Annotated in this window: 18 protein-coding genes; 3 read left to right on the forward strand and 15 right to left on the reverse strand. The window is 45.8% G+C overall.

Going from position 1 to position 19261, the window contains the following annotated elements:
* Positions 1 to 53: 53 nt before the first annotated feature.
* From glmM to T491_RS0103620, 3 genes are all read right to left on the reverse strand, one after another.
* A complete protein-coding gene (gene glmM, locus T491_RS15595; RefSeq protein WP_051522950.1) occupies positions 54 to 1463 on the reverse strand; it encodes a phosphoglucosamine mutase in 1410 nt (469 codons plus the stop codon).
* A gap of 3 nt (positions 1464 to 1466) precedes the next feature.
* Entirely contained in the window at positions 1467 to 2405 is a 939-nt protein-coding gene (locus T491_RS16915; RefSeq protein ID WP_028902670.1) for an AraC family transcriptional regulator, read from the reverse strand.
* Positions 2406 to 3116: 711 nt separating this feature from the next.
* Entirely contained in the window at positions 3117 to 4166 is a 1050-nt protein-coding gene (locus T491_RS0103620) for a hypothetical protein (RefSeq protein ID WP_028902671.1), read from the reverse strand.
* Positions 4167 to 4617: 451 nt separating this feature from the next.
* On the opposite strand from T491_RS0103620, the gene T491_RS0103630 reads away from it, so the two are divergent.
* A complete protein-coding gene (locus T491_RS0103630) occupies positions 4618 to 4803 on the forward strand; it encodes a hypothetical protein (protein WP_028902673.1) in 186 nt (61 codons plus the stop codon).
* Here the strand turns inward: T491_RS0103630 and T491_RS15605 are convergent.
* Positions 4800 to 5747, reverse strand: coding sequence for an LD-carboxypeptidase (locus T491_RS15605; protein WP_051522951.1), 948 nt, complete (start codon positions 5745 to 5747; stop codon positions 4800 to 4802). The two genes, T491_RS0103630 and T491_RS15605, sit on opposite strands and share 4 nt — an antisense overlap.
* Positions 5748 to 5859: 112 nt before the next feature.
* On the opposite strand from T491_RS15605, the gene mutS reads away from it, so the two are divergent.
* Positions 5860 to 8484, forward strand: coding sequence for a DNA mismatch repair protein MutS (gene mutS, locus T491_RS0103640; protein ID WP_028902674.1), 2625 nt, complete (start codon positions 5860 to 5862; stop codon positions 8482 to 8484).
* 97 nt (positions 8485 to 8581) lie between these two features.
* Here the strand turns inward: mutS and lgt are convergent, their stop codons facing one another.
* The 9 genes from lgt to T491_RS0103685 all read right to left on the reverse strand — a co-directional run bounded on the left by lgt (position 8582) and on the right by T491_RS0103685 (position 18170).
* Complete coding sequence (gene lgt, locus T491_RS0103645) at positions 8582 to 9433, reverse strand: prolipoprotein diacylglyceryl transferase (protein WP_028902675.1); 852 nt, start codon at positions 9431 to 9433, stop codon at positions 8582 to 8584.
* A complete protein-coding gene (ychF, locus tag T491_RS0103650; RefSeq protein ID WP_013064510.1) occupies positions 9430 to 10530 on the reverse strand; it encodes a redox-regulated ATPase YchF in 1101 nt (366 codons plus the stop codon). Before ychF ends, lgt begins: the two co-directional genes overlap by 4 nt.
* Positions 10531 to 10604: 74 nt before the next feature.
* A complete protein-coding gene (locus T491_RS0103655; protein ID WP_028902676.1) occupies positions 10605 to 12011 on the reverse strand; it encodes an aldo/keto reductase in 1407 nt (468 codons plus the stop codon).
* A gap of 29 nt (positions 12012 to 12040) precedes the next feature.
* The gene (locus T491_RS0103660) at positions 12041 to 13525 is read right to left on the reverse strand and encodes a 4Fe-4S binding protein (RefSeq protein WP_028902677.1); all 1485 of its coding nucleotides are present in this window, start codon (positions 13523 to 13525) and stop codon (positions 12041 to 12043) included.
* Between the two features lie 25 nt (positions 13526 to 13550).
* Entirely contained in the window at positions 13551 to 14279 is a 729-nt protein-coding gene (tatC, locus tag T491_RS0103665) for a twin-arginine translocase subunit TatC (protein WP_155950012.1), read from the reverse strand.
* Between the two features lie 10 nt (positions 14280 to 14289).
* Positions 14290 to 14475 (reverse strand): twin-arginine translocase TatA/TatE family subunit, encoded by a 186-nt coding sequence (locus T491_RS0103670; protein ID WP_028902679.1) that lies wholly within the window; start codon positions 14473 to 14475, stop codon positions 14290 to 14292.
* A gap of 82 nt (positions 14476 to 14557) precedes the next feature.
* Entirely contained in the window at positions 14558 to 15454 is an 897-nt protein-coding gene (locus T491_RS0103675) for a helix-hairpin-helix domain-containing protein (RefSeq protein WP_028902680.1), read from the reverse strand.
* On the reverse strand, positions 15451 to 16803 hold the full coding sequence (locus tag T491_RS0103680) for a sodium-dependent transporter (protein WP_028902681.1): 1353 nt from the start codon (positions 16801 to 16803) through the stop codon (positions 15451 to 15453). Before T491_RS0103680 ends, T491_RS0103675 begins: the two co-directional genes overlap by 4 nt.
* Entirely contained in the window at positions 16803 to 18170 is a 1368-nt protein-coding gene (locus T491_RS0103685; protein ID WP_028902682.1) for a sodium-dependent transporter, read from the reverse strand. Before T491_RS0103685 ends, T491_RS0103680 begins: the two co-directional genes overlap by 1 nt.
* A gap of 73 nt (positions 18171 to 18243) precedes the next feature.
* Here T491_RS0103685 and T491_RS0103690 point away from each other — a divergent pair, with 73 nt between their 5' ends.
* Entirely contained in the window at positions 18244 to 18639 is a 396-nt protein-coding gene (locus T491_RS0103690; protein WP_028902683.1) for a hypothetical protein, read from the forward strand.
* On the opposite strand, the gene T491_RS0103695 is transcribed toward T491_RS0103690, so the two are convergent.
* Entirely contained in the window at positions 18584 to 19099 is a 516-nt protein-coding gene (locus T491_RS0103695; protein ID WP_028902684.1) for a CYTH domain-containing protein, read from the reverse strand. The genes T491_RS0103690 and T491_RS0103695 overlap by 56 nt on opposite strands.
* The gene (locus tag T491_RS17835; protein ID WP_036915233.1) at positions 19100 to 19258 is read right to left on the reverse strand and encodes a hypothetical protein; all 159 of its coding nucleotides are present in this window, start codon (positions 19256 to 19258) and stop codon (positions 19100 to 19102) included. It abuts the gene before it with no gap.
* Positions 19259 to 19261 lie beyond the last annotated feature (3 nt).

Below are 19261 nucleotides of genomic sequence, written 5' to 3' on the forward strand. Positions count from 1 at the left end.
TCGATAGATTTATCTAAATATCAAGCCGCAACTCGTAAGAGCTGCGGCTTTTCTTAATGTCTTAGTATCTTCGATCTGAGCAACTGGTCTTTCTGTAGATTATAGAAGAACCGCATGAGCTGGTTTCCAAGGTCGTCGGCATGTTCGATGGTTTCCGCCTCGCTATATACTCGGACAACAGGTTCGGTGTTCGATTTACGTAGATGCACCCAACGATCCGGATAGTCGATTTTCAGGCCATCTATATCATTGATTGAGGCGCTGGTGTCCTTTACAAACCTTTCTTTTACCTCCATGAAGATAGAATCTACATCTGTATCTGAGGTCAGGTCGATATGATTCCTGATGATCTTGTAGTCGGGTAGTGTATTACGGAGTTCTTTTAGCGTGCACTTCGTCTGGGCCAGTCTGGTTAATATCAAGGCTATACCGACTAACGCATCGCGACCATAGTGTAGCTCTGGATAGATAATACCACCATTACCATCTCCACCTATCACAGCCCCAACCTCTTTCATCTTCTCTGTAACGTTCGACTCGCCTACTGTCGAAGTGTAGAAACGTCCACCGTACTTCTGGGTTACATCGCGTAGCGCACGCGTACAACTAATATCACTGACAACATGACCTGGGGTCTGACTTAACACATAATCGGCCGCTGCTACCAGTGTATATTCCTCGCCAAACAGGGTGCCATCCTCACAGATAAATGCCACGCTGTCCACATCCGAATCGACCACAATACCAAGATCGAAGCAGTCTTTCTTCATCTTGTCTATGATGCCATGCAGATTCTTTTCGTGAAGATCGGGATTATGGGTGAAATCGCCAGTATGGTTACCATTAATGATGACGAAATCAACGTTAAGAGCCTGGAAAAGCTCTGGCAGAATGATGCTTCCTACGGAGTTGATGGTATCAACGCATACGCGGAACTTACGATTGCGGATGGCGGCAACATCCACCAGATTCAGATTGAGAACGGCATTAATGTGTTGATGGTGAAAGCTGTTGTCGTTAGTCAGTTTTCCCAGTCGATAGACATCGGCATAGTTAAACCTTCCGTTTTCGGCATAAGATAGGATTTTCTGGTAGTCGACTACGTTGAGATATTCTCCATGCCTGTTAAGCAGCTTCAGGGCGTTCCAGTCTACGGGGTTGTGCGATGCTGTGATGATGATGCCGCCATCAGCACCTGTGCTGAGTACGGCGAGTGAGGTGGTAGGAGTAGATACGCAACCAATGTCCACCACGTCGTAACCCATGCCCATCAGGGTGCCTACTACGATATTGTGCACCATGAGTCCTGACCTGCGACAGTCGCGCCCTACAACAATTTTCTTACCGTCGATAAACTGGGCATACGCCGTTGTATATCTGACGATATCCATGGGGTTAAGTGAATCGCTGATATATCCGCCAATAGTGCCACGGATACCTGAGATAGTTTTAATAAGCGTCATACTTTAATTTCGTGTATTATTATTATCGTTGTTAGTGTTTATTCTTTTTTTCTGGTGATATTTCTGTCGGAACTCCATGGGTGTTGACCCTGAATGCTCCTTGAAATACTTACCGAAGAACGAGGCGTTGGGGAAATTCAGATCGTCAGCAATCTGCTGCATCGTCATATCTGTAAACCGTAGCCTGTTCTCAATGGCTTTAAGTGTAAAGAAGTTTATGAGTGTACTTGGTTTGCGGTTGAGAGTAGTCATGATAAGCTTCGACAGATATTTGGGTGTTACATTCAGCATCTGTGCAAACTCGTCAACCCTGCGAATGCGTCCATCGCTCTTTTCCACCAGTTCTACGAAGCGATCAGCCAGTTGCTTGCCGTGTAGTCCGCTGCTTTCCTGATGTTTAGCTGCTGTTTGCGTGTTTTCTGCAGCACGACGCAGTACAGAGAGAACTTCTAATAGCAAAGTGCCTAAGATGGAATGCACAATGTCGGGATAAAGGGGCTGCGTGTGATGGCGCATGTGGTGGGATAATTGCTGATAGTAGTTATCGAATAGTTTAGCATCCACATCAAAGAGCGAAGCCTTTGGATGTTGCTGCAACAGTTGAAGGTCGGAAAGACTGCTTTTGGCAAACATGTTCATGTTCCATGTTTCGCCACGTGAGAACCAGACCGCGCGACAGTCAAAGTCGGCTGATGACATAAAGTCCTCTAATACCGAATAGGCCATAAAGAGAAACAGTTCGTTCTTGGTAAGTTGAAAAGTCTGTCCACCATATACGAACTGTGCGACTCCTGCGGTACATATCACAACAATCCCGTGGTCAAGCGGTTTCAGCTTACCTGCGGGCAGTCCGTTAAAGTGATCCATCAGCACCAGATCGTCGCTGTCGCCTATGCGCAGGCATCCTGCGCCCTTTCTTGGTTTTAAGTCTTTAATATCCATAAATGTTCTATTCTTCACCTTTTCGGCTGCAAAAGTAGATATAAATAACGAAAAACCAATGTTCTATGAGTCACTTTATATGTTCCGAGAGTGTCATTGCCTTTTTTTTGAAAGTATGTCACATCTTCAATAACCGTTCCTTTCTGTCTTGAGCTGTTATAGAGTATTAATCAGTTAGATTATTTTTTTCTATTTTCCATTTTAATCCTACCAAATTTAATTTAATACGCTTATTATTAAATGGTTACACGGATTTCTAATCCTACCAATAATCCACTTTTAATCCTACTAAAACCCTACCTTAATCCTACTAAATAACAGCTTTGCCCTTACCTCGCAAGAATTTATCTACTTACATGCAATATTTGTCTCAAAGAACCAAGGGGTCGGAGAAAAATATCACTTTCTCCGACTCTTCTTCAAAAAACATCTTATCTAACACCTCGCTCTGATGAAAAATTTATTCAAAAAGTGAGGTATTGGGTGAGTAGTTGAGTGAGGTGTTGGTCAAACACCTCACTTATCCGGAAGTCCTGTGTTTATAAGGAGTTCAGAAGATTTGAGTGAGATGTTGAGATGTTTTTGCAAAAAAGCGAAATAGCCACCATTAATGGTGGCATGAGTACTTATTAGATAGGACTCCAGTACGCCTTAGGAAGTACTGCAGTCCTCCTACTAAAGGACTCGAGTCCTCCTTAGGGAAGATATTCCTTACAGCTGATGACTATGAATATAAGCCTTGACAGCGCGTTGTACCTCAGCTCTTTTCGTTTCATCAGTAATCAGCTTATAGATAGGTACTACATCGTCGCCACTCAGCAATGCAAGCGACAGATGGTCGTCGTTTGCGTGGTTCCACCATTCTGCGATGGCTTTCGATGACTCTTCTGGGGTGAGCATGAGTTTAGCGAAGTCTGCCGAAAGCCTTTGCGCGTTGCCACCATGACATTGTACTGATAGTGCGCCGCCCTTTGTAGCTTTCGAATCGACAATTTTCCAATAGACAGGGCTATATACCTCGTTCATACGACGGAACATGCTACATAAGAAGTGATCCTCATCGCTTGTATTTTCTTTCAGACCAGAACGGTATAGAGATAGGATGTTCATACCCATAAGTGCACGTTTGAGTACATGAGTGCCAAATCGTTCCACAATACGTTCAGCACTTTCGTTTTCAAGTGCCTGCTTGAATTTGTCAGTCAGTATGCGGTCAATATATCGTTCTGTCGGTATCAGCAGTTTCTGTTCATATACAGTATATCTATCCATATACATCATAAACGAGTAGTTGTCGCTTCGCTCCTTGCTATCCTTAAACAAAGGATTGTTTGTTAAAGTACCAGCGAAATAAACGTCGCCTGGTTCGCCCTCGAGTGTAAATCCTTGTGCTCTACGCAAGCCATCCAAGAAAGTCCATGAATATCCAATGCCACTTACCAGACTTCCTGTTCCACTATTAGCTACAATCGATGTTATCTGGTCAGGTTCCAGTTTGTTCAGGTCGATCACATTCTCGCGCAGGCATTCGTTACTAAGATACGCTCCTGTTATGTCGTAGCCTGAGCCCAGGTATTCTTTTGCCGCAAGAGGCAGATCAGCCGATAGGTTGGTGATGGTTTCCTCTTCGGGTACAGGGACTTCGCCCTTGTTAGTAGGGTCGTTATTATCTGCGATATCTTCATTATTACTACTGCAAGAGACGAGAGAGAAGGCAGTAAGCGCAATACAGATTATTCTCCTGAAATGAGTTGTTTTCATACCTTTATGATTGTTTTTTGGTGCAAAGGTATTCATTTCCCTCAAAACACAACAAATAATATCCCTATAATCAATGGGGGAAATCCCTATTATTTTATTATCTATCGGCAAGATTTTACGCAAGTAATGCTTCATAATATGCAATTTTTTGCCGATACCGGCAAGAAAAATAGAGAAAAAACGGAAATCGGAGTAAATAATAAGTTTCTCCGATTCCATGATTTATTGTTCTGAAATATGACAAGAAAGAAAATAGATTTTTATTTATTCTTATACTATCTAAAGCGCTGATTTATAAGAGTTTGCATGTTACGAAAAACTTCGTTACGACTTTTTTCGTAATGGTTTACTTCTGATTTATATTTATAGGCGGTTTTATGGAAAAAAGTTTTGGTAGATTCGTCTGTTTGCAGTATATTTGCAACTTGAAAACTATATCTGAAGAAAGAGAATGAAAAAAATATTAAGCCTTATCCTGATGTTTTTTGTGCTTACAGCGCATGCCGATGAAGCAGTGCGACTGTACGAGGTGAGTGGAAAATATTACGATAACCAGAAGTATGATAGTGCTGTCATTGTAGGCATAGTGCTGCTCCTGGTGGCCATAGCTATCGTGGTTCGCCAAACCAGACTTTAATAATATAGCACAACTTCATTGCTTCTCACTTCTAACGTGGCCTTGGCGCCTGTTATGAGTGGGAAGTTTTTGAGGTGTGCATGACCTACAGGGAAATCGTAGCATACGGGGATGTGCCAATGCTGTAGGTACTCGTGGAGCAAGGCGTACATATCGTCGAAGCCATTCTCGGGGTGCTTGTACTTATTAAACTGACCTACGATAACGGCTCGGATGTGTTTCTGTAAACCTCGTATCTCGATGTTATGCAGCATGCGGTCTACTTTACTCATCCCCTCGCCTGTATCTTCAATAAATAGCACGATTCCATCGAGAAAAAGCGGGTCGAAATCAGAGCCAGCCAGATCGTTGAATACGCTCATATTGCCACCCACAAGCGTGCCTTCGGCCTTACCAATGACATTTAAGGGATGAGGAGCCACGCGATAGGTTGGCAGATTGCCAGCCAGCATACGTCGCAAGGCCTGACTCACGGTATCGTTACCCTCGTAGGTTTTCAAAGCATAACACATCGAACCGTGAATACCTTTCACGCCGGCTCTGGCTTCAGCACATAGCAATGCCGTTACATCGCTGAAACCGATGATCATCTTAGGATACTTTCGGAGGGTATCTAATGAGATGCGAGAAAGCAGATGGGCTGCGCCATCGCCACCTCGTGAACACATGATGGCCTTGATGGATGGTGAGCGTAAAGCCCATAGCAAGTCGGATAGTCGCTCATCGATAGTGCCTGCAAAACCATGATAATTGTTGAGCGCATTGGGCGCTACCACGCATGGATAGCCCCACTTCTCCAAGGTGCGGATGCCACCATTGATGGTAGCGGTATCAGTAGCACTCGAAGGCGAGATAATCGCGATGGTATCGCCTGGATGCAGATACTGGGCTGAAAGCATAAGCGTCCAGCCAAGCATGAGCGATATCATAACGAGTTTCTTCATCTTGCTGGCAAAGATACAAATAAACGCGAACATAACAATTATTTAAGTAGAAAATTTTGCTGTTTGCGAAAAAAGGAGTAACTTTGCCGCTCAGATTAAAATTTAGGAAGTTATGGCAAAAAGTGAAGGGAAAGAGCTAACCCCGATGATGAAACAGTTCTTCGATTTGAAGGCGAAACATCCTGATGCAGTGATGCTGTTCAGGTGTGGCGACTTCTATGAAACCTATTGCGAAGACGCCATTACTGCCTCGAAGATATTAGGTATCACGCTGACGCATCGTAACAACGGTGCTGGCGGGAAAGGCGATGAAATGGCTGGCTTTCCGCATCATGCCCTCGATACCTACCTGCCCAAACTGATTCGTGCCGGCAAGCGCGTGGCAATCTGCGACCAGCTGGAAGACCCCAAACTGACCAAGAAACTGGTTAAACGAGGCATTACCGAGTTGGTGACACCAGGTGTGGCTATGAGCGATAACGTGCTGAACTACAAGGAAAACAACTTCCTGGCAGCTATCCATTTCGGTAAGTCGAGCTTTGGTGTGGCCTTCCTTGATATCTCGACGGGTGAGTTTCTGACAGGTGAGGGAACGGCTGACTATGTAGAGAAGCTGCTTGGTAACTTCTCGCCCAAGGAAGTGCTCTTTGATCGTAATCGCAAACAGGATTTTGAACGCCACTTTGGCACTAAATACTTTACGTTCCAGCTGGATGATTGGGTGTTTACTGATCAGACAGCCAAGCAGAAACTTCTGACTCACTTTAAGGTGAAGAATCTGAAAGGCTTTGGTGTGGACCATCTGCAATCGGGAGTCATCGCAGCAGGAGCCATTCTGCAGTATCTCGAACAGACGCAGCACACCCAGATAGGACATATCACATCTATCTCTCGTATCGAAGAGGATAAGTACGTGCGACTGGATAAGTTCACTATCCGCAGTCTGGAGCTGGTTTACCCCATGCAGGAGGATGGCAAGTCGCTGCTGGATGTGATTGATAAGACGGTGAGCCCCATGGGTGGCCGATTGCTGCGCCGCTGGCTGGTGTTCCCCCTGAAGGACGAAAAACCTATCAACGAGCGACTGGATGTGGTAGAGTATTACTATCGCGAGCCAGAGTTCCGCGAGTGCATCGATGACCAGATACATCGTATCGGCGACTTGGAACGTATTATCTCGAAGGCTGCCGTTGGTAGAGTATTGCCTCGCGAAGTGGTGCAGCTCAAGACGGCCCTGCAGGCCATCCAGCCCATCAAGACAGCCTGTTTGTATGCCAAGAACGAAACGCTGAACCGTATTGGCGAGCAGCTGAACCTTTGCGAATCGCTGCGCGACCGTATCGAAAAGGAGATTCAGAACGATCCCCCACAGCTGGTGGCCAAGGGAGGTGTGATTCGCGACGGTGTCAGTCAGGAGCTCGATGAACTGCGCCAGATTGCCTATTCAGGTAAGGACTATCTGCTGAAGATACAAGAGCGCGAGGCTCAGGAGACTGGCATTCAGAGCTTGAAGATAGGCTATAACAACGTGTTTGGCTACTATCTTGAGGTTCGCAATACCTATAAGGAGCAGGTGCCCCCTGAGTGGGTTCGCAAGCAGACACTGGCTCAGGCTGAGCGTTATATCACTCAGGAACTGAAAGAGTATGAAGAGAAGATTCTGGGTGCTGAGGATAAGATTCTGAGTCTGGAGGCTAAGCTCTTCAACGACCTCATTCTGAGTATGCAGGATTTTATCCCGCAGATTCAGATCAATGCCAATATCATTGCTCGTCTGGATTGCCTGCTCAGCTTTGCCAAGGCAGCTGAGGAGAATAAGTATATCCGCCCAGTGATCGACTCGTCGGAGGTTATCGATATCAAGCAAGGCCGCCACCCTGTTATCGAACAGGAGTTGCCGCTTGGCGAATATTATGTGCCCAATGATATCCTGCTCGACAACGAGCGCCAGCAGATTATCATCATTACAGGCCCGAATATGGCTGGTAAATCGGCGCTGTTGCGTCAAACGGCTTTGATAGTACTGTTAGCCCAGATAGGTTGCTTCGTGCCCGCAGAAGCCGCCAGAATCGGTCTGGTGGATAAAATCTTCACCCGTGTTGGTGCCTCGGATAATATATCGTTGGGTGAATCAACCTTTATGGTAGAGATGACTGAGGCTTCGAACATCCTGAACAACGTTTCTTCGCGCTCACTGGTGCTCTTCGACGAGTTAGGTCGTGGAACCAGTACCTACGATGGTATCTCGATAGCATGGGCCATCGTAGAGTATCTGCATGAGAATGCCAAAGGAAAGCCTCGTACGCTGTTTGCTACCCACTACCACGAGCTGAACGAGATGGAGAAGAATTTTTCGCGCATCAAGAACTATAATGTCAGCGTAAAAGAGGTAGATGGCAAGGTTATCTTCCTGCGTAAACTGGAGCGTGGTGGCAGTGAGCACTCATTTGGTATCCATGTGGCAGAGATTGCTGGTATGCCTCGCAGTATCGTGAAGCGTGCCAACGTGATTCTGAAGCAGCTTGAGAGCGACAATGCCCAAGTAGGCACCGCTGGCAAGCCTACTAAGGAGATTGCTGGTTCGCGTGAGGGTATGCAGTTAAGCTTCTTCCAACTCGATGACCCAGTGCTCTGTCAGGTTCGCGACGAAATCTTAGGTCTCGATGTGAATAACCTCACTCCATTAGAGGCTCTCAATAAGCTGAATGACATTAAAAAGATAGTTTCGGGCAAGTAATTTCCTTGCTGGAAACAGTTAGTTCCCAATAAAGAAACTGCCAGTTTCCCCGCAAGGAACTGGCAGTTTCTATGTTTGAAACCAGTGAAATGTCTTATTAAGCCTTTTTATTAGCCCTTATCATACAAAATGTTCCCAATATGATAAAGGGGATAGAGAGTATCTGTCCCATATCGATGGGGAGCGATGCCTCGAAGGCTTCCTGTATCTCCTTGGTGTACTCGATGAAGAAACGGAAGGTGAAGATATACGTCAGGCAGAAGCCGAAATACCAACCTGTACCAATCTTCTCAGGCATCTTCTTATGCAGAGTCCACATGATGACAAACAGGATAGCGTAGGCGATGGCCTCGTACAGCTGTCCTGGATGGCGTGGAACGGCATCAACCTTCTCGAAGATGAATGCCCAGGGCACGTCTGTTATCTTGCCGATAATCTCTGAGTTCATCAGGTTACCCAAGCGGATAAAGCAGGCTGTGGTACCTGTGGCAATGGCGATATTATCGAGTACCGTCCAGATGCCCAGCTTGGTTTTGCGCACGTACATCCAGAGGGCAATCATCAGTCCTAAAGTTCCGCCATGCGAGGCTAATCCTGCATAGCCTATCAGCTTCCATCCTCCTTCGGGCAGAAATCGGATAGGCAGTATCATTTCTGCAAATCCTTTGGCAGAAGTCAGGAAATAATCGGGCTCGTAGAATAGGCAATGCCCCAAACGGGCACCAATCAGGATGCCAAAGAAACAATAGATGAAGAGTGGGTCGAAATATTCGTCCTTAATCTTCTGCTCCTTGTAGAGGCGCTGAACCACGAAGTAGGCCAGAGCCAAGCCGATAATCCACATCAGTCCGTACCAGCGAACTGCAATAGTGCCTAGAAGTGGAATAGGTCCCAACTTAAAAGCTATCAGGTCTGGATCCCAAAGGATATAGTTGAGTAGATTCATCATACGTTAAAGCGGAAATGCATAATGTCGCCATCCTGTACTACGTACTCCTTACCCTCAACGGCCAGCTTACCAGCCTCGCGTACAGCTGCTTCGGAGCCATACTGGATATAGTCGTCGTACTTGATAACTTCGGCACGGATAAAGCCCTTTTCGAAGTCGGTATGGATAACACCAGCACACTGTGGTGCCTTCCAGCCCTTCTTATAGGTCCAGGCCTTGACCTCCATCTCACCAGCGGTGATAAAGGTCTCGAGGTTAAGCAGAGCGTAGGCCTTCTTAATCAGACGGTTTACACCACTCTCCTCCAAGCCCAACTCCTCCAAGAACATCTGCTTGTCCTCGTAGCTCTCCAGCTCGGCGATATCCTCTTCGGTCTTAGCGGCGATAACCATAGTCTCAGCGCCTTCCTCCTTAGCCAGCTCCTCTACTTTCTTGGTAAAGGCATTACCGCTCTTGGCATCAGTCTCGCCTACGTTGCAAACGTAAAGCACAGGCTTTGAAGTAAGCAGGAACAGATTGCGAGCGCAATCCTGCTCGTCCTTGCTTTCGAACTCTACGATACGGGCATTCTTACCCTGCTCGAGCACCTCTTTATAAGCGTGCAGTACGGTAGCCTCGATCTTTGCGTCCTTATTACCAGCAGCTGCAGCCTTCTCGGTCTTAGCCAAGCGGCTCTCGATAGTCTCAAGGTCCTTCAGCTGAAGCTCTGTATCGATAATCTCCTTATCGCGGATGGGGTCGATAGTGCCATCAACGTGCGTGATATTCTCGTCCTCGAAACAACGCAGCACGTGGATGATAGCATCGGTTTCGCGGATGTTTCCAAGGAATTTATTACCCAGTCCCTCGCCCTTAGAAGCGCCTTTTACGAGACCAGCAATATCTACAATCTCGCAGGTAGCAGGAACGATACGTCCTGGGTGAACCAGCTCAGCGAGTTTGGTCAGTCTTTCATCAGGTACAGTGATGACACCCACATTGGGTTCGATTGTACAAAAAGGGAAGTTTGCTGCCTGAGCCTTCGCACTCGACAGACAATTAAACAAGGTAGACTTGCCCACATTTGGCAGTCCCACAATACCACATTTTAATGCCATTTTCTTCTATAAACGTTTATTTCGGGTGCAAAGGTACGATTAAGTGAGCAAAAAACCAAATTTATTTATTCTTTTTATACTTCTGGGCTCTCTGGGTTGCGCTTCAAGCTCTCAATCATCTCATCAATCTTTGCCAGTTCGCGTGGAATGCGAATGCTCTGCGGACAATGTGGCTCGCACTGACCGCACTGGATACAATGATCGGGCTGGCGATCGCGAGGTACTACCCTATCCAGCGAAATGAGATACTGGCGACGATGTTTGCGATACTCACTATCCCCTACTCCCATTGGTAGTGAACCTTCGTTCTTGCACTTGTTGTAATGTACAAAGATGGCTGGGATATCTACGCCATAAGGACAAGGCATACAATATTTACAATCGTTGCATGGAATATTCTCAAGGCCCACAATCTTCTGGGCGATATCCTTGTCGAGGAATCGCATCTCCTCTTCGGTAAGCGGTTTCAGCGGACAGTAGCTCAACAGATTGTCCTTCAGGTGCTCCATATAGGTCATACCGCTCAATACGGTAAGTACACCCTCGTTGGTGCCTGCATAGCGGAAGGCCCATGAAGCTACACTACGCTCTGGGTCACGACTCTTCAGTTCTGTCATCAGATACTGGGGCAGGTTGGCCAATCGGCCTCCTAACAGCGGCTCCATAATAACTGCGGGAATGCCTTTCTTCTGCAGTTCGGCATAGAGGTAGCTGGCATCTACGTTACTCTTACTGATCTCGTTGGCATAGTCCCAATCCAGATAGTTCAGCTCTATCTGTACAAAGTCCCAATGGTACTTTTCGTCGAGGGCCAATACCTCGTCGAACACCTCCTGTTTGCCATGGAACGAGAATCCAAGGTTGCGAATGCGACCTGCCTCGCGCTCCTTCAGCAGATAGTCCATGATGCCGTTATCCACATAGCGCCCGTTAAACTCCTCCATACTGCCACCTACGGCATGCAGCAGGTAGTAGTCGAGATAGTCAACCTGCAGCTCTTTCATAGAGTTGTGGTACATCTCCTTCGATTTCTCGAACGACCAGTAGTCGTGGTTGAAATTAGAAAGTTTGGTAGCCACGAAGTACTCGCTACGCTTATGGCGGCTCAGGGCGATACCTGTACAACGCTCAGACTTTCCCTGACAATATACGGGTGATGTATCGATGTAGTTCAAGCCATGCGCCAGGGCATAGTCGATCTGCTTGTTGATCATATCCTGATCGAACTCATCACTATTGTCAACTTTGGAGGGTAAGCGCATCATGCCATAGCCCAGGATTGATACTTTATCCTTAGTCTTGGGATTAATGCGATAGGTCATCTGACCAACAGGTGGTTCAACCTGATTTCTGTATTCTTCTTTTGCCTGACTACCTGCTTTATTGCCACTTTTGCATCCAGCAAGGGTAGCTGCAGTAGCTACTGATCCAGCTCCGAAGAGCTTCAGGAAAGAACGGCGTGATATATTCTTTTTTTCCATAAAACGTCAAAATGAAAATGATTAAATCATCAAATGTGCTTGTGTACTTCGTGTCCCTCAACATAAATAGCTGAGAACGGACGAGACGGGCAAACATACTCACAGGCGCCGCAGCCAATACAAGCTGCCTCGTTGATAGCTGGAACCATGGGTGATTCCTCATTGTTCTCATCGAGTGGAACCATCTCGATAGCACCAGAAGGACAATGGCGGGCACAGTTACCGCACTCCACCTCATCAGTCAGTACCACGCAGTTTTTCTTAATCCATACGGCGTGACCAATCTGAACAGAGGTCTTCTCGTCCTTGTCGATAGGCTTGATAGCCCCTGCAGGACAAACCTGAGAGCAGCGTGTACACTCTGGGCGGCAATAGCCATGTTCGTACGACATGGTGGGCTGCATCAGGTGCATCAAGTCGGAAGAAGGGCGCAACACCTGATTTGGACACTCTGAGACACAGAGTTGACAACCTGTGCAACGGGTGGCCAGATTCTGGAATGAGAGCGAGCCTGGAGGTGTGAGCGGTGTCTGGCGCTCTGGCATTACCTTATCTTCGATTTCTGCCAATCCACCATCCATCAGCTTTTCCTTCTTCTTCTGTGCCAGAGCAGCTGTTGAAACCAAAGCTGTTGCCAGTAGGAACGAGCGCTTTGAAGTATCGATAGTGCTGGCATCTTCAGTTTGTTTTGCTTTCTTTGATGGTTTGGTAGCTGTGTACTTCAGTGCACCAAACTTACAGCTATCAATACAGTTGCCACAAACCACACAGCGACTGTAATCTACAGTATGTGTCTTGAAATCGATGCAGGCAGCCTTGCAGTTCTTAGAGCAGAGTGAGCAGTTCTTACACTTGCTCTCATCGAAATGGATCTTCAGCCATGAGAAACGGGCAAAGAACGACAGGATGGTTCCTACAGGGCAGATGGTGTTACAATAGGTACGTCCGCCTCGCCAAGCCAAGATAAATACCACAACTAAAGTAACAGCTGCGATTATGAATACTGGCATGGAGCGCATCCAGGTATCAATACTGTAGAAGGCGTAGCTATCGGCACGCTCAGCCAGCTCGGCTAAGATGTTGTTACCCATCTTCCAAACAGGTTGGAATATCATGGTGGCGATACGTCCATAGCTGCTATAAGGTGCTAACAATTGGAATATCGATCCAATGCCAGCCACTCCAGCGATGATGAAGATCACAAGCATAGGATAGCGGAGCCAACGAACCTCTTTCGAATAGCTGTATTTATTCTTTTTCCTGTTCAGTCGGGCCAGTATGTCCTGAAACACGCCCATAGGACAGATGATGGAGCAGTAGGTGCGTCCACAAATAAGTGTGATGAGCAAGAATGCCACTACCACTACTACATTGAGTGCCATCACAGCAGGCAAGAACTGAATCTTGGCACACCATGAGAGCCAATGATGTAACGTCCCCGTGAAGTCGAGGAACAGCAGCGTGATCAGTACAAACATCACCGCTGCAAGGATGGTTCTGATTTTACGAAGCATAAGTCTATATATATAAGTATTTGTTCTATTCTGTTATTCTAACTATCACAATGCTCAGTTCGTAGAGCAGCCAGATGGGTAATGCTACCACAAAGAGCGTAAAGGCATCGGTAGTGGGGGTTATAATCGCAGCAACCACTAGTATTGCTACTACTGCATGTCGGCGTATGCTCTGCATCATCGTGGCATGAATCAGCCCCATCTTGCCTAACAGCCAGCTTACTACAGGCAGCTCGAACACAATGCCCATCACTAGGTTCATCATCAGCAACGTATCGATGTAAGATTGCAACGTGAGCATATTTGCCACATCGGGACTAACCTGATAAGTGCCCAAAAACTTGACGGTTAGTGGGAATATCAGCAGATAATTGAGTGCTGTGCCCAGCATGAACATCAGGTACCCGCTACAGCAGAGTAGTGTGGCGTATTTCCTTTCGTTGTCATAGAGCGCTGGTGATACAAATCGGAAGAGTTGGTAGATGATATAGGGCGAAGCCACCAGAACGCCTGCATAGAAGGCCGTTTTCAGGTGAACCATGAACTGCTCTGTGAGTCCGATGTTCATCAGATGAACACAGAATGGTTCTACGCCTAATAGTCGGTAGGTGATGAAATCGCTGGAGCGTGGTGCCAGTACGATGGCAAAGAGTTCATCCTTCAGGCAGAAAGCAACAGCAGCGCCTAAAGCCGTTACCACCAACACTCTGATAATCACCCCACGCAGTTCGTCAAGATGATCCCAGAACGTCATTGTGGGTGTATCACGCATCCTTCTTCTCGTCCTGTTCTACCTCTTTCTTCACGTCTGTAACCTCGTTCATTCCCTCCTTGAAGCTTTTTACGCCTTTGCCAAGGCCACGCATCAGTTCGGGAATCTTCTTGCCGCCAAAGAGCAGCAAAATAATCAATGCAATAACCAGTATCTCCTGGAATCCTAATCCAAACATCTTTCTTTCGTTTTTTAGTTTATTTTGCAAATATACGATATTTCCCTGAATCAACTATCATTCGCTATGATTTATTAACAAATCAGTACGCAACATACGGCGTAAGACGCTGAATGACCTCAGGCGTAAAGTCTTTGATAAGGTGTAATTCGTTCAAAGAATGAATGGTCCCATGTAGGCGGCGATAATCTACAATAGCTTTTGCCATGTAGAAGTTGATATAGGGATGTCGCTTCAGTTCATTGAGCGACAATTGGTTTACATTTAGTTTCTTGAGTGTGGGATTATTGATAACTAAGTATTTCTTGGCTTCTATGGGGAAGTCTTCTATCTCATCGAGTTGATCAACACTGATATATCCTCCTAACCGATTGCCATACTGCACAATTTTACGTGCAAAGTAAGGACCAATGCCTGGGATGGTTACCAAAGTAGTGGTATCTGCTGTATTCAGCACGATGTGTTCAGTAGCCTTAATCTTCTTGGGATACTGAGTAGCAGCTGTGTCCTTAGGTATGTTCTGATGATGTGATTTTACTTGGTCTTTTTCTTTCTCCAATAATATGGATGCAGGCAGGTAGTCGCTGGAGATATGAATATATGGTTCCAATTCACGATATTGTTTTACTGTTAGTCCATAGAGCTTGGCGAAATCAAGCGGTTTACGGTAAATGCCTCCTGCCGCTCTGTATTTGTAGATATTCCTAACCTGCCAAGGCTGTAAACCTAAACGTAGCAGTTGGCTACTGTCTGCTGTATTGGGATCGAAGGCAAATCGTTCAACCTTCTTGGGCTTATAGCTGGCATAGCTGTAGCTCTTGTTGGTATGCGATGTGATAGTTTCTTTTTGTTGTGCTGTTTCCTCTGTCTCATAATCTCCAGCAATATATATCATGGCGAATATCGCTACTATCGCAACCAGCAATGTGAGTATGACTTTGCGGTCGGACTTCTGTAGATAGAAGAATTCGCGGATCATATAATATGGAACTGATGCAGGAAAATGAGCAGAATGCAGAGTGGAACGATATATCTGACAGAGAACAGATAGGCGCTGAGGAACGTGGCTCTAAGTGTGCCATTATTGGTAAACTCATTAGCGATTAATTGACGTTCTACGAACCAGCCAACGAGGATGCTGGTAAAGAATGCACCAGCAGGTAGCATGATCTGTGCAGTAATGAAGTCGCAGAAATCCATTAGTGGCATGCCAAAGAGCTGCAGTTCGCTGTAAGCTCCTACAGATAGTGAACAGAAGATGGTAATGAAACCACAGACTGTAGTAAGAATCCAGGTTGCTTTGTTTCTTGGCAGATGTAACTCCTCATGGAAGAAGGCTGTACCAATTTCATGCATGGAAATGGTTGATGTCAATGCCGCAAATACCAGTAAGGCGTAGAATAAGATGGAAATAATGAACCCTACCACAGGCATGCTCTCAAAGGCCTGACGGAACACGTTGGGTAATGTGATGAAGATGAGCGATGGACCGCTATCTGGTTGTACGCCTACAGAGAATGCTGCGGGGAAGATCATCAAGCCTGCTAAGATGGCTATTGTTGAATCGAGCAGAGCTATCTGTGTGGCAGATCTCAGCAGATTACTGTCTTTCTTGAAATATGATGCGTAAGTGCATAAGCAAGCTGTGCCTAAACTCAGTGAAAAGAAAGCTTGCCCTAAGGCCTCAAGGAATACATTACTGCTTACTTTTGTGAAATCGGGTTTCAGCAGGAATTCGATACCTTTCGATGCGTCAGGAAGTAAACATGATGCAATAACCAAGATGACCAATAGCAACAACAATAAAGGCATAAGTAACTTAGAGGCGCGTTCGATACCATCATTCACACCTTTGGCTACTACATAATGCGTTATCAGTACAAAACCAACGCCCCATAAGCAGGGCTGTATAGGGTCGCTTGAGAAGGTTTTGAAATACTCGATGATGTAGTTGGTGTCGCCATTCAACTTGCCTGTTATCGAGGCAAAGAGATATTGCAGGCACCAACCTGCCACTACAGCATAGAAGCCAAGGATAATGGTTGATGTCAGGATACCTAAGTAGCCAATGTATTTGGCGCGCTTGAATCCAACATTGCCATACGCTCGTGCTGCATTTGACTGGGAATAACGTCCAACGATAAACTCGCTGATCATGCCAGGTATACCTAATATCAGGACGCATCCTAAATAGATCAGAATGAAGGCGGCGCCACCATTCTGTCCCGTCATAAATGGGAAACGCCAGATGTTTCCTAATCCTACGGCTGAACCTGCTGTCGTCAGGATAATAGCCAGTTTGCTGCCAAATGTTCCTCTATTCTCCATTACTTAAGCAATCCAAATTGATGAAGAAAGATAAACAAGATACATATAGGACATACGTATTTCACAAGAAATATGTATAGATGGAACATGGATTCATTGCGCAGTGTACCCATATTGGTGAACTCGTCGCGTACAATCTTATGGGGAACAGACCATCCAATGAAGATACATGTGAGGAAGCCGACAATGGGCAAGAATAACTGACCTGTCACAAAATCGAACAGATCGAAGATGGTCATGCCAAACACTTTGTAGCTCTCCCAGGGGCCCAGTGAGAGTGAACAGATGGTTCCAACCAGTATACATCCGATTGTTACAAAGGCCGCTGCGCGTTTGCGAGTGGTGCCTAACTCTTCTTCCAGGAATGCCGTGCTGACCTCGTGGAGCGACATCAGCGATGTCAAGGCTGCCATCGAGAGTAAGGCATAGAAGAGTATGGAGATGATGTATCCTAAACTGGCGATACTACCAAAAGCCTGATGGAATACATTAGGAATGGTAATGAATATCAGTGAGGGACCGCTATCAGGATTGACGCCTACAGAGAAAGCTGCAGGGAAGATAATGAGACCGGCCAGTAGAGCAACCATAAAATCGATAACGCTGATGTTAATAGCCGATGTTGTGAGATTGGTTTGTTTGGAGAAGTAGCTGGCATAGGTACAGATACATCCCATGGCTATACTCAGAGAATAGAATGACTGTCCTAAGGCAGCTAAGAAAACATCGCTATTCAGTTTCGAAATATCTGGTTTGAACAGGAATTCGATACCCTTATCTGCATTTGGCAGCAGGCACGATGCCACTACAATAATCAGCAGGAGAATGAACAAGATGGGCATCATGAGCTTAGATGCTTTCTCAATACCGTTACGTACGCCATTTTCAATAATCAGATAAGTGGCCAGCAGAATAATGAAAGTCCAGAATACTGGCTTGACAGGATCCTGTTCGAAGGTAGTAAAATAATCTTTAATATATTCAGGGTTTCCTAATAGCCTGCCAGAAACAGATGCCCAGACATACTCTAAGCACCAGCCTGAAACGACTGCATAGTAGCCTGAAATGAGAAATCCTGTCAGTACACCCATATAGCCGATGATCGACCAGATAGTATCACCTGACATGATGCGGAAAGCGCGTGCGGTATTGGCCTGACCATGACGTCCAATGATAAACTCGCTAATCATACAGGGAATACCCAGTAGTAAGACACAGAATACATAAATGATGATAAAAATGGCACCACCATTCTGTCCTGTCATGTATGGGAAACGCCATATATTTCCCAAGCCAACAGCTGATCCTGCCGTGGCGAGAATAACGCCTATTTTGCTACCGAAACTTGCCCTTTCAAGTTGTGACATATACACTTTTCTTTTAATTTGGTTGCAAAAGTATAAATAATTTCTTAATTTTGCACCGAAATTGCAAGTAAATATGAGTTTTTTGTTTCATTTCTTAAGGAAATATCCATTGTCGATGGTCTGCATCGCTTTGATATGGATTCTGTCTCTTGTTCCCTTCTTTCCAGAAACACCACTTGACAATGTGGAGTTTATTGATAAATGGGTGCATGTGGTGATGTATGGCAGTACGTTTATGGTGGTATGGATAGAGTATACCTTTAAACATAAACAGGCTGATTATGAGAAGATGTTCTTTTGGGGATGGCTGGCTCCAATCATGATGAGTGGTATATTGGAACTGTTACAGGAATACTGTACCTTTGGGCATCGCAGTGGCGATTGGCTTGACTTGGCTGCTAATGCAACAGGTGTTACTTTTGCAGCTGTTTTGGGTGTGCTGATTTGGTGTTTTCGGGCCAGGCGGTAAAGGGATTGCTTAGTAGGCATGAGTTGTAATACCTGCGATCGCCTGTTACTTCCTCACCGATGAAGTTTGGTTTTTCAAAGGCTTCATCCTCTGAGCTTAACTCAATCTCTGCCATCACTAAGCCTTCGTTCTCGCCGTAGAACTCATCAACTTCGAAGGTGTGCTTGCCGCAAGGTACCAGATAGCGGGTCTTGTCTATCTTACCAGGTTCGCAGATGTCCATCAGATGTTGTGCTTCGTCCAAAGAAATCTCCTTTTCGAATTCATATCGCGTAAGCCCATCAGCACCAGAAGGGCCTTTAATCGTTAAATATCCGCGGCTATCACGGATACGTACCCTGACGGTACGTCCGCGATGGCTGCAGATATAACCTTGACAAATGCGACTACTACTGGTAGCCTGTCGCTTATAGTCGTTGTTCTTTACAAGAAATTTGCGTTCTATTTCCAGGCCGCTCATTTACGATACGATGAAAATAGAGTAAGCCACAAACAGTACAGCAAGAATAATTAATGCGCCGAAGATATACTCCAGCACTTTCTTGCCACCTTCTTCTTGTTTCTTCTGAAAAGCCTCCTTCTTCTGAGTAGACTTTGATGTTTTTGCGATTTGAGCCATAGT

The organism is Prevotella sp. P6B4 (genome assembly GCF_000619985.1).
Classification (GTDB): Bacteria; Bacteroidota; Bacteroidia; order Bacteroidales; family Bacteroidaceae; genus Prevotella.